General features: G+C 58.3%; 13 protein-coding genes. 3 read left to right on the top strand and 10 right to left on the bottom strand.

Annotation, left to right across the window (positions count from 1 at the left end):
• Positions 1-6: 6 nt before the first annotated feature.
• Genes nqrE through ACJ69_RS22875 form a run of 5 tightly spaced genes read right to left on the bottom strand, consistent with a single transcriptional unit; the run spans position 7 to position 4610 of the window.
• Positions 7-603 carry an NADH:ubiquinone reductase (Na(+)-transporting) subunit E gene (nqrE, locus tag ACJ69_RS22895; RefSeq protein WP_008500255.1) on the bottom strand — a complete coding sequence of 199 codons (597 nt, stop codon included), beginning with the start codon at positions 601-603 and terminating at the stop codon, positions 7-9.
• Positions 604-609: 6 nt separating this feature from the next.
• Positions 610-1248 carry an NADH:ubiquinone reductase (Na(+)-transporting) subunit D gene (locus ACJ69_RS22890; RefSeq protein WP_014882676.1) on the bottom strand — a complete coding sequence of 213 codons (639 nt, stop codon included), beginning with the start codon at positions 1246-1248 and terminating at the stop codon, positions 610-612.
• Complete coding sequence (locus ACJ69_RS22885) at positions 1241-2035, bottom strand: Na(+)-translocating NADH-quinone reductase subunit C (RefSeq protein ID WP_023310500.1); 795 nt, start codon at positions 2033-2035, stop codon at positions 1241-1243. The genes ACJ69_RS22890 and ACJ69_RS22885 overlap by 8 nt, the downstream gene beginning before the upstream one ends.
• Positions 2028-3263, bottom strand: a complete 1236-nt coding sequence (locus ACJ69_RS22880) for an NADH:ubiquinone reductase (Na(+)-transporting) subunit B (protein WP_059347785.1) — start codon at positions 3261-3263, stop codon at positions 2028-2030. The genes ACJ69_RS22885 and ACJ69_RS22880 overlap by 8 nt, the downstream gene beginning before the upstream one ends.
• A 3-nt stretch (positions 3264-3266) precedes the next feature.
• On the bottom strand, positions 3267-4610 hold the full coding sequence (locus ACJ69_RS22875) for a Na(+)-translocating NADH-quinone reductase subunit A (protein WP_059347784.1): 1344 nt from the start codon (positions 4608-4610) through the stop codon (positions 3267-3269).
• 298 nt (positions 4611-4908) lie between these two features.
• Between ACJ69_RS22875 and dpaA the strand changes: the two genes are divergently transcribed.
• Positions 4909-5649 (top strand): peptidoglycan meso-diaminopimelic acid protein amidase, encoded by a 741-nt coding sequence (gene dpaA, locus ACJ69_RS22870; protein WP_054829890.1) that lies wholly within the window; start codon positions 4909-4911, stop codon positions 5647-5649.
• Here the strand turns inward: dpaA and ACJ69_RS22865 are convergent.
• Positions 5620-6387: a class II glutamine amidotransferase gene (locus tag ACJ69_RS22865; protein ID WP_010427885.1), complete on the bottom strand. Its 768-nt coding sequence runs from the start codon at positions 6385-6387 to the stop codon at positions 5620-5622. The two genes, dpaA and ACJ69_RS22865, sit on opposite strands and share 30 nt — an antisense overlap.
• A gap of 48 nt (positions 6388-6435) precedes the next feature.
• The gene (lpcA, locus tag ACJ69_RS22860) at positions 6436-7014 is read right to left on the bottom strand and encodes a D-sedoheptulose 7-phosphate isomerase (protein WP_010427884.1); all 579 of its coding nucleotides are present in this window, start codon (positions 7012-7014) and stop codon (positions 6436-6438) included.
• A 239-nt stretch (positions 7015-7253) separates the two neighbouring features.
• Between lpcA and fadE the strand changes: the two genes are divergently transcribed.
• Together fadE and ACJ69_RS22850 are read left to right on the top strand one after the other, a co-directional pair.
• On the top strand, positions 7254-9698 hold the full coding sequence (gene fadE / locus ACJ69_RS22855; protein WP_029739697.1) for an acyl-CoA dehydrogenase FadE: 2445 nt from the start codon (positions 7254-7256) through the stop codon (positions 9696-9698).
• 108 nt (positions 9699-9806) lie between these two features.
• Positions 9807-10577 carry an amidohydrolase gene (locus ACJ69_RS22850; RefSeq protein ID WP_029739696.1) on the top strand — a complete coding sequence of 257 codons (771 nt, stop codon included), beginning with the start codon at positions 9807-9809 and terminating at the stop codon, positions 10575-10577.
• Between the two features lie 51 nt (positions 10578-10628).
• On the opposite strand, the gene ACJ69_RS22845 is transcribed toward ACJ69_RS22850, so the two are convergent.
• From ACJ69_RS22845 to ACJ69_RS22835, 3 genes are read right to left on the bottom strand one after another with little or no spacing between them, the layout of a single operon-like run.
• Entirely contained in the window at positions 10629-12230 is a 1602-nt protein-coding gene (locus ACJ69_RS22845; RefSeq protein ID WP_059347783.1) for a gamma-glutamyltransferase family protein, read from the bottom strand.
• 9 nt (positions 12231-12239) lie between these two features.
• The gene (locus tag ACJ69_RS22840; RefSeq protein WP_029739694.1) at positions 12240-13115 is read right to left on the bottom strand and encodes an ABC transporter permease; all 876 of its coding nucleotides are present in this window, start codon (positions 13113-13115) and stop codon (positions 12240-12242) included.
• A 2-nt stretch (positions 13116-13117) separates the two neighbouring features.
• On the bottom strand, positions 13118-14059 hold the full coding sequence (locus tag ACJ69_RS22835) for an ABC transporter permease (RefSeq protein ID WP_054829889.1): 942 nt from the start codon (positions 14057-14059) through the stop codon (positions 13118-13120).
• Positions 14060-14069 lie beyond the last annotated feature (10 nt).

The following is a 14069-nucleotide window of genomic DNA, read 5'->3' as shown; positions in this document are numbered from 1 at the left end:
TTGCCCTTATAGCTGCACACCGGAGAAGGACATAAAGCCCAGCGCCATCAGCCCGGTGGTGATAAAGGTGATCCCCAAGCCACGCAGACCCGCAGGCACGTTGGCATATTTCATTTTCTCGCGGATCCCCGCCATGGTGACGATCGCCAGCATCCAGCCGATGCCGGAACCAAAACCGTACACTACGGATTCGCTGAAGTTGTAATCACGCTGCACCATAAACGAGACGCCGCCAAAGATGGCGCAGTTCACCGCGATCAGCGGCAGGAAGATCCCCAGCGCGTTGTACAGCGACGGGAAGTACTTATCGAGGATCATCTCGAGGATTTGCACCAGCGCCGCGATCACCCCGATAAAGGTGATGAAGTTCAGGAAGCTGAGATCAACCCCTTCCACCAGCGCGCCGTCCCGCAGCACAAAGTTGTACACCAGATTGTTGATCGGTACAGACAAGCCGAGCACCACGGTGACCGCGATACCGAGACCAAATGCCGTCGACACTTTTTTGGAAACCGCAAGGAACGTACACATGCCGAGGAAAAACGCGAGCGCCATGTTTTCAACAAACACCGCCCGCACAAACAAACTCAGGTAATGAGCCATCGTCGGTTACTCCTTTTCCTGCTGTTCTGGCTTCAGCGTACGAATCAGCCAGATCAACAAACCGATAATGAAAAACGCGCTAGGGGCCAGCAGGAACAGGCCGTTTGGCAGATACCAGCCGCCGTTCTGCACCGTGTCCAGCACCGTGATGCCAAATAGCTTGCCGCTGCCAATCAGCTCACGCAGGAACCCCACGGTCAGCAGGATCACGCCGTAGCCCAGGCCGTTGCCGATACCGTCCATAAAGCTCGCCAGCGGCGGCATTTTCATGGCGTAGGCTTCCGCACGCCCCATGACGATACAGTTGGTGATAATCAGCCCGACAAACACCGAGAGCTGTTTGGAGGTTTCATAGGCGAAAGCGCGCAGCAGCTGATCGACCACGATCACCAGCGAGGCGATGATCGCCATCTGCACGATGATCCTCACGCTGTTGGGGATATGGTGGCGGATCATCGAGATAAACATGCTGGAGAACGCCGTGACTAGCGTTACCGCCAGCGTCATCACAACCGCCGTTTCCAGCTTGGTCGTCACCGCCAGAGCAGAACAGACGCCCAGCACCTGGAGCGTGATCGGGTTATTGGCGAGCAGTGGGCCAATGAGCACCTTTTTAACTTCTTTCAGTTCACCGGTATCAGCCATTGTTCAGCGCTCCTTCACGTACGTTTTTCAGGAAAGGACCAAAGCCCAGCTCGCCCATCCAGAAATCAAAACTGTGCTGCACGCCTTTTGAGGTGAGCGTAGCGCCGGAAAGCCCGTCAACGGCGTAGTCGTCACCGGGACGTGCCGCCCCTTTCATCACCTTCAGCGCAGGCAGGCCGTTATCGTCGAGCACTTTCTTGCCGACAAACTGTGCCCGCCAGTTAGGGTTTTCAACTTCGCCACCCAGCCCCGGCGTTTCGCCCTGGTCGTAATAGGTAATGCCTTTGACCGTTCGGCCATCGGTATCAAGGGCCACAAAGGCATACATCATTGACCACAGACCGTTACCGTAAATAGGCAGTACCACTTCCTGAATACGTTTTTGGGGGTCGCGAACCAGATAGATTTCGGCCAGGTTGCTGCGACGCTTAATCCCGGCGGGATCTTGCGATGCCTCCAGCGTCAGGCTCATCTGCGGATCTTTAAGCGCCAGCGCCTGGTTGAATTTTGCCGGGTCTTTATCCAGCAGTTCGCCCGTTTTTAAATCCACCAGACGCGCCGAAATACGTTCAGCAAAGACGGCCGAAACGTCGTCTGCGCTCATTCCTTCCTGCATCAGCCCGGCGACGGCCAGAATGTTGCGCTGTTTATCCAGCGCACGTTGCTCCTGCTGCAGGGGTTTTAACCCCACGGCAGAACCGGCCACGACAATAGAACAGACCAGACAGAGCACCAGCACCACCAGCAGCGTTTTGCTGATGCTGTCGTTATTTTTAACTTCAGCCACGCGCCTTCCTCCGCTTAATGTTGGCCCGCACCACCAGGTAATCGAAGAGTGGCGCAAACAGGTTGGCAAACAGAATGGCCAACATCATCCCTTCCGGATACGCCGTGTTGACCACGCGGATCAGGACACACATCGCGCCAATGAGCACGCCATAGCTCCATTTACCTTTGTCTGTAAACGAGGCAGAGACGGGATCCGTCGCCATGAACATCATGCCGAACGCGAAGCCACCCAGCACCAGATGCCAGTACCACGGCATGGAGAACATCGGATTGGTGGTCGAACCGATAACGTTAAACAGGGTGGCGGTCAGCACCATGCCGATCATCACGCCCGCAACGATCCGCCAGGAGGCCACGCGACCAAAAAGAATGATCGCGCCGCCAAGCAAAATCATCAGCGTAGAGACTTCTCCGATGGAGCCCGGAATGTTGCCAATAAAGGCATCAAACCAGGTGACTGGCTGACCTGTCGCGTTGTTAACCAGCGTTTCGCCGCCGTGTGCCGCCCACTGTGAAAGCGGCGTCGCGCCGGAAAAACCGTCTGCCGCCGTCCACACGAGGTCGCCCGAGATTTGCGCCGGATAAGCAAAGAACAGAAACGCGCGTCCCGCCAGCGCCGGGTTGAGGAAGTTCCGCCCGGTGCCGCCGAAGATCTCTTTGGCAATCACCACGCCGAAGCTGATGCCAAGCGCCGCCTGCCAGAGCGGTAGCGTCGGGGGAACAATCAGGGCAAACAGAATAGAGGTCACGAAGAAGCCTTCGTTGATCTCATGTTTACGGATAATGGCAAACAGCACTTCCCAGAAGCCGCCCACGACAAATACCGTGATGTAAATTGGCAGGAAGAACACCGCGCCCAGCGTCATCATGCTCAGCCAGCCCGCGTCTGCGGCGAAGCTCACCCCTAACGACTGGGCCAGACGGTAGTGCCAGTCGGACTGGATCACCTGCGCCAGCTGCTGTGCATCGTACATGTGGTGCAGCGCCGGAATGGTCTGCAGGCCGACGTTGTACATTCCCCAGAACATCGCGGGGAAGACTGCAAACCACACAAGGATCATCATGCGTTTCAGGTCGATAGCATCGCGAACGTGCGCCGCCCCTTTCGTCACCAGGCCCGGCGTGTAGAAAATGGTCGTCGTTGCTTCATATAACGGGTAGTACTTTTTGAGCTTCCCTTCGGTAAAGTGCGGCTCAATTTTTTCAAAGAGGTGTTTTAAGCCCATCGGTTATCCTTCCTGCTCAATGCGGGTTAACACCTCGCGCAATACCGGTCCATATTCGTATTTGCCCGGACAGACATAGGTACAGAGCGCCAGATCTTCTTCGTCAAGCTCCAGACAGCCCAGCGCCTGCGCGCCGTCGGTATCGCCGGCAAGCAGATCGCGCAACAGCACGGTAGGCAGAATATCCAGCGGCATGACGCGCTCGTAGTTGCCAATCGGGACCATGGCACGCTCGCCGCCGTGCGTGCTGGTTGAGAAGCTAAACAGCTTTTTACGCAGGAAGTGGCCCAGCGTGGTCCGGGTGACGGAGTATTTTTCTGCGCCTGGCAGAACCCAGCCAAACAGCTCTTTCTCCCGCCCTTCCTGCACAATGCTGACCTGCAAATGGAAGCGTCCCAGGTACGCGTGCGCATTGGCAGCATGGCGGCCGCTGAGGACCGATCCGGAAATCAGGCGGTTTTCGCCCTCTTTCGTTTCCCCCACCAGCAGTTCGTTGATGTCAGCGCCCAGCAGCGTTTTCACCAGGCGCGGGTTTGCGGCCTGCGGTCCGCCGATGGCGATTATCCGTTCAGCGCAGAGTTCACCCGTAGTAAAGAGCTTACCGATGGCGATGACGTCCTGATAATTAAGATGCCAGACCCGCTTCGTCAGGCTTACTGGCTCAAGGAAATGGATGTGCGTCCCGACCAGACCCGCCGGATGCGGGCCAGCAAACTCATTAAACGTGACCTGCCCCTGCGGATGCCCGCCGAGCTTGCCGCCGCCAGCCTGGCAAACGTGGACTTTTCCGGACGTGAGGCGGGTTAAAACGGTCAGTCCGGCATCGAAGGCTTTTCGCTGCGCCAGGATAACCGGTTCCGGGTCCACGCTGAGCGGATTGGTGTCGATGGCCGTGACGAAAATCGCGGCCGGCTCCGTGCCCGGAACAGGGGTTTTGCTGAAGGGACGCGTACGAAGCGCGGTCCATAAACCGGACGCCAGGAGCTGAGCCTGAACGGCGTCGCGGTTCAGCGACGCGATTTCTGCGGTGTCGTAATGGGCAAATTCACGCTTGTCATCGCTCTCAATGCGGATAACCACCGACTGCAGAACGCGCCGTTCGCCACGGTTGATGGCCACAACGGTGCCGCTCGCGGGGGCCGTGAACATCACGCCGGGATTTTTTTTGTCCTCAAAGAGCGCCTGTCCTTTGATAACGCGATCGCCCTCCTGTACCAGCATTGAAGGACGCATACCCAGGTAGTCTTCGCCCAAAATGGCGACATGACGGACACTTGCGCCTGTCGAAACGTGCTGCGCTGGCACGCCTGCAATCGGCAGATCAAGTCCTTTTTTAATTTTAAACATGTGGTTAGCAGGTTTCCATGAACAACAATCCAGTGGGCGCAAAGTGTAACATTTTCCCCTTCCCGCGGGCAGGGAATCCGCCGTCGCGCGCGCCAAATTGCGACGTAATGCGCAAAGTTCCTGGAGCCATCGCAATTTTGATGGTTTATAAAGTAAAACTAATTTGTAAACTCACCGCCCGGCTCTTGCGAAAATCTATAGCGGTGCTAATGTGAGCGCTCCTAACAGAATAATCTGATTTCGGGTCTCTTTTGCCGTCCTGGCAAGTTGGTCATGGTTTTATCAAGGAACTAGTAGTATGCGTAAAATCGCATTGTTCATTGCGATGCTTCTGATACCGTGCATGTCGTTTGCCGGGCTGCTCAGCAGTAATAGCTCAACGACGCCGATCAGCAAAGAATATAAACAGCAGTTAATGGGATCGCCGGTTTATATTCAGATCTTCAAGGAAGAGCGCACTCTCGATCTGTTTGTCAAAATGGGCGAGACATATCAGCTGCTTGATAGTTACAAAATTTGTAACTACTCCGGCGGACTGGGGCCAAAACAGCGTCAGGGCGATTTCAAAAGTCCGGAAGGGTTCTACAACGTTCAGCGCAGCCAGCTCAAGCCTGACAGCCGCTTCTATAAAGCCATTAACATCGGCTTCCCTAATGCCTATGACCGTGCACACGGTTATGAAGGTAAATATCTGATGATCCACGGTGCCTGCGTGTCTATCGGCTGTTATGCGATGACCGACTCCGGCATTGATGAGATTTTCCAGTTCGTGACGGGCGCGCTGGTCTTTGGGCAGCCTAACGTACAGGTCAGCATCTATCCGTTCCGCATGACGGACGCCAACATGGCGCGTCACAAGTACTCATACTACTCGGATTTCTGGAAACAGCTGAAGCCTGGTTACGACTACTTTGAGCAGACCCACAAGCCACCTGTGGTCTCTATCGTCGATGGCCGTTACGTGGTCAGCAAACCGCTGAGCCACGAAGTCGTCCACCCGCAGCTGGCGTCAAATTACACGGTCCCCGAGACAAAATAGCACCCACTCGCCTGGCATAATCTTTTGCCAGGTTTCGTTGCCCGTCAGCGGCTGCGTTGCGATAACAGTGACCACATCGTTCGGTGTGGTCTCCTTCTGAAAGTCTATCTCCACATCCTGATCGAGCAGCGTCGCAACGCCAAACGGCGCACGGCGGGTGATCCAGAACAGATTCGTCGAGCAGAACGCCATCACATAGCGGCCATCAGAGAGGAGCATGTTGAACACGCCTTTTTCACGCAGTTCAGATGCCAGCGTCGCGATGTATTTGAATACGGCGGCCATGTTGCCGGGCGTGCGGGGATAGCGCTCCGTCAGCTTGTGCAGCAGCCAGCAGAAGGCTTTTTCGCTGTCCGTCTCGCCGACCGGGCGGAAATTGCCCGTCTCAAGCGACTTATAGCCCGTGAGCTGCCCGTTGTGCGCGTAGGTCCAGTTACGGCCCCACAGTTCACGGGTAAACGGATGGGTATTTTCCAGCGCCACTTCGCCGCGGTTTGCCTGACGGATGTGGGCGATCACCGAGCGGGACTTGATGGGGTAGTCCTGCACCAGTTTGGCAATCGGTGAGTTAAAGCTGGGCTGTGGATCTTTGAACGTGCGACACCCTTTGCCTTCGTAGAAGGTGATGCCCCAGCCGTCTTTATGCGGCCCGGTTCCTCCACCGCGCTGAACCAGCCCGGTGAAACTAAAGCAGATATCGGTTGGCACATTAGCGCTCATCCCGAGCAGTTCGCACATACAACACCTCCACAACAGCGGGGGGCACCGGAGCCCCCCAGCGAAGTATTACTTAACCATCTCTTTTTCGATCAGCTGGATCAGGATGTGGATCACTTTGATGTGAATTTCCTGAATACGGTCAGCATAACCGAAGTGCGGAACGCGGATTTCGACATCCGCCGTACCGTCCATCTTACCGCCATCTTTACCAGTCAGGGTGATGACTTTCATCCCTTTTTCACGCGCGGCGGCGATCGCTTTGATCACGTTGCCGGAGTTGCCAGAGGTAGAGATCCCCAGCAGCACGTCGCCTTCACGGCCTACCGCTTCAACGTAGCGGGAGAAGATGTGGTCGTAACCGAAGTCGTTGCCTACGCAGGAGATGTGGCTCACGTCTGAAATCGCAATCGCCGGGTAGCCCGGGCGGTTTTCGCGATAGCGTCCGGTCAGCTCTTCTGCGAAGTGCATAGCGTCGCAGTGGGAACCGCCGTTACCGCAGGAGAGCACTTTGCCACCGGCTTTGAAGCTGTCGGCCAGCAGGACCGCTGCGCGCTGAATAGCGTGAATATTGGCATCATCTTTCAGAAAGTTCGCCAGCGTTTCCGCCGCTTCGTTCAGTTCGTTACGAATAAGATCCTGGTACATGAGGATAATCCTTCAGTATTGATGAAATAACACAGTGGAGTGTACCGGATAGCGGGAAAAGCGAGAAGCTAAAGCCATGCGAATCGTCCGGCGTTTTGATTTTTTGTGCCGGCTAAAACGCGAACAATGTGAACCAGGTTGTAATTATTTTGTAAACACATTGCTAAAGGAAATAACATCAACTACAACCATATCATCACAAGTGGTCAGACCTCCTACAAGCAAGGGAGCTTTTCTTTATGATGATTTTGAGCATTCTCGCAACCGTTGTTCTGCTCGGTGTATTGTTCTATCACCGCGTAAGTTTATTCCTGAGCAGCCTGATTCTTCTGGCCTGGACGGCTGCGCTTGGCGTCGCAGGCCTCTGGAATATCTGGCTTTTAGTCCCTCTTGCCATCATTCTTCTGCCGTTTAACCTGGCGCCGATGCGTAAATCAATGATCTCTGCGCCGGTGTTCAAAGGCTTCCGCAAAGTGATGCCGCCCATGTCGCGTACCGAGAAAGAAGCGATTGATGCGGGCACCACCTGGTGGGAAGGCGACCTGTTCCAGGGCAACCCGGACTGGAAAAAGCTGCATAACTATCCGCAGCCGCGCCTGACCGCTGAAGAACAGGCCTTTATTGACGGCCCGGTGGAAGAAGCGTGCCGCATGGCAAACGACTTTGCCATCACCCATGAAATGGCCGATCTGCCGCCAGAGCTATGGGCGTATCTGAAAGAACATCGCTTCTTCGCGATGATCATCAAGAAAGAGTACGGCGGACTGGAGTTCTCCGCTTACGCTCAGGCTCGCGTCCTGCAAAAGCTGGCGGGCGTTTCCGGGATCCTGGCCATTACCGTTGGCGTGCCTAACTCCTTAGGCCCGGGCGAACTGCTGCAGCATTACGGTACCGAAGAGCAGAAAGATCACTACCTGCCGCGTCTGGCACGCGGTCAGGAAATCCCTTGCTTCGCGCTGACCAGCCCGGAAGCGGGTTCCGATGCGGGCGCGATCCCGGATACCGGCGTGGTCTGCATGGGCGAGTGGCAGGGCGAGCAGGTGCTGGGCATGCGCCTGACCTGGAACAAGCGTTATATCACCCTGGCGCCAATCGCCACCGTGCTGGGTCTGGCCTTTAAGCTCTCTGACCCGGAAAAACTGCTGGGCGGCGAAGAAGATCTGGGCATTACCTGTGCGCTGATCCCAACCTCTACCCCGGGCGTTGAAATTGGTCGTCGTCACTTCCCGCTGAACGTGCCGTTCCAGAACGGTCCGACCCGCGGTCAGGACATCTTCGTGCCGATTGACTACATCATCGGCGGTCCGAAAATGGCCGGCCAGGGCTGGCGTATGCTGGTGGAATGTCTGTCTGTGGGCCGCGGCATTACCCTGCCGTCGAACTCAACCGGCGGTCTGAAGTCGGTCGCGATGGGGATTGGCGCTTACGCCCACATCCGCCGTCAGTTCAAAATCTCCATCGGCAAGATGGAAGGTATCGAAGAGCCGCTGGCGCGTATCGCGGGCAATGCTTACGTGATGGATGCCGCTGCCTCTCTGATTACCTACGGCATTATGCTGGGCGAAAAACCGGCCGTGCTGTCCGCGATTGTGAAGTACCACTGTACCCACCGCGCGCAGCAGTCGATCATTGACGCAATGGATATCGCAGGCGGTAAAGGCATTATGCTCGGCGAAGGCAACTTCCTGGCGCGCGGCTATCAGGGCGCACCGATTGCCATCACCGTGGAAGGGGCAAACATCCTGACCCGCAGCATGATGATCTTCGGTCAGGGCGCAATTCGCTGCCATCCGTACGTGCTGGAAGAGATGGCCGCCGCGCAGAACAACGACGTGGATGCCTTCGATAAGCTGCTGTTCAAACATATCGGTCACGTGGGCAGCAACAAGGTGCGCAGCTTCTGGCTGGGCCTGACGCGCGGTCTTACCAGCGCGACGCCGACCGGCGATGCGACCAAACGTTACTACCAGCATCTGAACCGTCTGAGCGCCAACCTGGCTCTGCTGTCTGACGTCTCCATGGCGGTGCTGGGCGGCAGCCTGAAGCGTCGCGAGCGTATCTCTGCCCGTCTGGGGGATGTGCTGAGCCAGATCTTCCTGGCCTCTGCGGTCCTGAAGCGCTACGACGATGAAGGTCGTCAGGAAGCGGATCTGCCGCTGGTGCACTGGGGCGTTCAGGATGCGATGTATCAGGCTGAACAGGCGATTGACGACCTGCTGGCGAACTTCCCGAACCGCTTCGTGGCGGGCGCCCTGCGCGCGGTGATCTTCCCGACCGGTCGTCACCATCTGGCGCCGTCCGACAAGCTGGACCACAAGGTGGCGAAGATCCTGCAGGTACCGAGCGCAACCCGCTCCCGCATCGGTCGCGGTCAGTATCTGACGCCGACGCCGCATAACCCGGTAGGCCTGCTGGAAGAGGCGCTGCTGGACGTGATGGCCGCCGATCCGATTCACCAGAAGATCTGTAAACAGCTGGGCAAAAACCTGCCGTTTACCCGTCTGGACGAACTGGCAAAACAGGCGCTGGCCGGTGGCATTATCAATAAAGATGAAGCCGCGCTGTTGGTGAAAGCCGAAGAGAGCCGTCTGCGCAGCATTAACGTGGATGATTTCGAGCCGGACGAGCTGGCGACGCAGCCGGTAAAGCTGCCGGAGAAGCACCGCAAACCTGAAGCGGCATAACGCGTTTCGCTTATACAAACCCCGCCTCGCGCGGGGTTTTTTATTGCCACATTTTCTCGTTATGTCGTGCTACAGTGTCAAAAAGTGGTCGTTTGAGGAGTCTGAATTGTGCCTGGTCTGAAGATTTCTATTTTGCAGCAACCTTTAGTGTGGATGGATGGCCCCGCCAACCTGCGCCACTTTGATCGTCAACTGGAAGGCATTACCGGGCGCGATGTGATTGTGTTGCCGGAGATGTTTACGACCGGCTTCGCCATGGAAGCGGCACAACAGTCAATGCCGCAGGATGAGGTGGTCGCCTGGATGCATGTCAAAGCGCAGCAGACCAACGCGCTGATCGCGGGTAGTGCTGCGCTGCAAACGGATCGAGGGCCGGTGAACCGCTTCCTGCTGGTGGAGCCGGAAGGGAAAGTGCATTTTTACGATAAACGCCACCTGTTCCGCATGGCGGATGAGCATCATCACTATGAAGCGGGTCACGAGCGCGTGGTGTTCGAGTGGCGCGGCTGGCGTATTTTGCCGCTGGTCTGCTACGACTTGCGCTTCCCGGTGTGGTCGCGCAACCGCAACGATTACGACCTGGCGCTGTATGTTGCCAACTGGCCTGCACCGCGCTCCCTGCACTGGCAGTCGCTGCTGGTAGCGCGTGCAATTGAGAACCAGGCGTACGTGGTGGGCTGTAACCGCGTGGGAACCGACGGCAACGGGCATCACTACCGCGGCGACAGCCGGGTGGTGAATCCGCAGGGCGAGATCATTGCCACCGCCGAGCCGCATCAGGCGACGCGCATTGATGCCGAGCTGTCGCTGACGGCGCTGCAGGAGTACCGCGAGAAGTTTCCGGCGTGGCAGGATGCAGATCCGTTTAGCATTGGGTGAAATTTTCCCCTCACCCCGCCCCTCTCCCAACGGGAGAGGGAGGATAAAACATTAACTCACCAGCGCCTGCCCGTCTTTGCGGCTTTCCGTCGCGGCGACGTAGTGGCCTTCCGGCAGGCGGTAAATTACCTGCGCACCGCCGAAGTTGTAATCCTGAAGCGGATCTTCCACCACGATCTGATGCCCGCGCTCGCGCAGCGCAGCGATGGTATTGCGATCGAACGTCGATTCAACGATCACCTCCCTGCCCTGCACCACGCGCCAGCGCGGGGCGTCGATTGCCGCCTGCGGGTTTTGCCCGTGCAGCATAATACGCAGCGCCATCTGCATGTGCCCCTGCGCCTGCATCGGGCCGCCCATCACACCAAAGGACATCAGCGGCTGGCCGTTGCCGTCCATCGCAAAGCCCGGAATGATGGTGTGGAACGGACGCTTGCTGCCCGCCAGCGCGTTCGGGTGATTAGGATCCAGTACAAACCCGCAGCCCCGGTTTTGCAGGCTGATCCCTGTATCAGGCACCACGATGCCTGAACCGAAACCCATATAGTTGGACTGAATAAACGAGACCATCATCCCGCTGGCGTCGGCGGTGCTGATGTAGACCGTGCCGCTCTGCGTCGGCGATCCGTAAACGAAGTCTGAGGCTTTATCATGGTCAATAAGCGCCGCGCGCGACTTCAGATAATGGTCGCTTAGCAGTTCTTTTGCCGCGAACGCCATATGTTCTTCATCCGCCACGTAGCGGTCGAGATCCGCCAGCGCCAGCTTCATCGCCTCAATGGACAGGTGCAGGGACTGCACGGAATCCGGATGATGCTTCTCAATGCCGCACTGCTCCAGAATGCCGAGCGCAATCAGCGTGGCGATCCCCTGGCCGTTTGGCGGCAGCTCCTGCACCGAACCACCCGCGAAGTCGCGCGACAGCAGCTCTACCCAGTCCACGCGATGGTCTGCCAGGTCCTCAGCCGTCAGGTGCGCGCCGTGTTCTTTGGCGAAAGCGGCAATTTTCTGCGCCAGCTCGCCGCGGTAAAAGGCTTCACCGTTGGTGCGGGCAATCAGCTCCAGCGAGTTCGCCTGCGCCGAGTTACGGAAGATTTCCCCCACGCGCGGGGCGCGGCCTTCCGGCGCGAAGCAGGCGCTAAAGCCCGGCTGATCTTTCAGCTTGCTATAGCCGCGCTGCCAGAGATGGCCAATCAGCGGGGAGACAGGGAAACCGTTGCGCGCGTAGTCAATGGCAGGCTGCGCCAGGGTGGTCAGCGGCAGCGTGCCGAAGCGTTCCGCCAGCGCGACCCAGCCGGATACCGCGCCCGGCACGGTCACTGCGTCCCAGCCAATTTCCGGCACCGCCGTTTTACCGGCAAACAGATCCGCATGCCAGCTCGCAGGCGAACGGCCGGACGCGTTCAGGCCGTGCAGCTTTTCACCGTCCCAGACGATGGCAAAGGCGTCGCTGCCGATCCCGTTCCCGGTCGGCTCAACCACCGTCAGCGCCATCGCGGTGGCAATGGCCGCATCCACGGCATTCCCGCCCAGCTGCAGCATTTTCATGCCAGCCTGCGCCGCCAGCGGTTGCGACGTGGCAACCGCGTTATGGCCCAGCATCGGCGGGCGGCGTGAAGCGTAACCGGACGTAAAATCAAGCGCTTTGGTCATCATGACTCCTTAGTCGTGGCGCGGATCGAGCGCATCGCGCAGCCCGTCGCCGAGTAAATTAAAGCCCTGCACGGCGAGGAAAATCGCCACGCCGGGGAAAACGGACATCCACGGCGCCTGCTCCAGAAATCCTTTCGCGGTGTTGAGCATGGAGCCCCAGGACGGATTTGGCGGCTGCTGCCCCAGCCCTAAAAACGACAGGCTGGCTTCGGCGATAATCGCCGAGGCAATTGCCAGCGTGGCCTGCACCAGGATCGGTGACATCACGTTCGGCAGGACGTATTTAATGATGATCCAGCGATCCGGCAGGCCAATCGCCCGCGCGCCGTCGATGTACTCTTCGTTGCGAATGGCGATCACCTGGCCGCGCGTCAGGCGGGCGAAGATCGGCATCGCCGAAAGACCGATGGCGATCATCGCGTTGGTCAGGCTCGGGCCCAAAAATGCCCCCAGCGCGATCGCCATGATCAGGAACGGACAGGCCAGCAGCGCCTCGATAAACCGCGAGATCACCCCGTCCCACATCTTCTGGAAGTAACCCGCCACCAGCCCCAGCGGCACGCCGATGACCACCGCGATAACGACCGACATACAGCCCGCCATCAGCGAGGTGCGAGCCCCCCAGATAATGCGGGATAAAATGTCGCGCCCCAGCTCGTCGGTGCCGAACCAGTACATCGCCGACGGCGCTTTGCGCACCGCCAGGAAGTTGGCTTTGACCGGGTCGAACGGGGCAATCCACGGCGCCAGCAGCGCCACCAGCACAAAGAATCCCACCACCACCGCGCCAATCACTGCACTTTTGTTGGCAAGGAATTTCTTCAGCACCCGGTTCTGCGCGCGCGGCAGCGCGGGCGTAACGGTTTGCGTCGTCAGTTCCGCCATGGTTAACCTCGCATTTTCGGGTTGATAAGGACGTAGAGCACGTCGGCCAGCAGGTTGAGCATCAGGAAGCCGATCGCCACGATCAGCACCACGCCCTGCACCACCGCGTAGTCACGGTTAAATACCGAGTCGACGATCATCTTGCCGAAGCCCGGAATGGTGAAGACCTGCTCGGTCAGCACCGCGCCGCCCAGCAGCTCGCCGAACAGCAGCGTAGTGAGGGTGATGACCGGCACCAGCGCGTTGCGAAACGCGTGCTTCAGGATCACCGCCTTCGGCAGCAGCCCCTTAGCGCGTGCGGTGCGGATGTAATCCGCCTTCAGGACCGCAATCATCGAGGCGCGGGTATGGCGCATCAGCGTCGCCGCGAGGCCGGTTCCGAGCACGGACGCGGGCAGCAGCAGCGTGCGCAGGTTCTGGAGCGGATCTTCACTGAACGGCACGTAGCCGGACGCGGGCAGCCACTGCAGGTTCACCGAAAAGACCAGAATCAGCAGGATCCCCAGCCAGAAGTGCGGGATCGAGATCCCTGAGATCGCCACGAAGTTCGCCCCGTGATCCACCCAGCTGTTTTTGTTCACCGCCGCGAGGATCCCCATGCTGATGCCAAACACCAGCGCGATAATCATCGCCAGCAGGGACAGCTCCAGCGTGACCGGCAGCTTGCTGGCGATCAGCTGCGTCACCGGTTCGTGCGTGCGTAAGGAGACGCCCAGATCGCCCTGCAGCGCGCGCGTCAGCCAGTGGAAATACTGCACGGGGATCGGCGCATCGAGGTTCAGCTCCGCGCGCAGCTGGGCGATGACCGCCGGGTCGCGCTCCTCCCCGGCCATGGCGATCAGCGGGTCGCCGGGAAGCAGCTTTTGCAGACCGAAGACTATCATGCTCACCAGCAGCAGGGTTGGTATAGCCAGCAGCAGACGTTTGCAAATCAGTTCCAGCATGGGTTCTCCT

This window comes from Enterobacter asburiae, from assembly GCF_001521715.1.
In the GTDB taxonomy this organism is placed as follows: domain Bacteria; phylum Pseudomonadota; class Gammaproteobacteria; order Enterobacterales; family Enterobacteriaceae; genus Enterobacter; species Enterobacter asburiae.
This window is presented reverse-complemented; position numbering and strand designations above follow the sequence as displayed.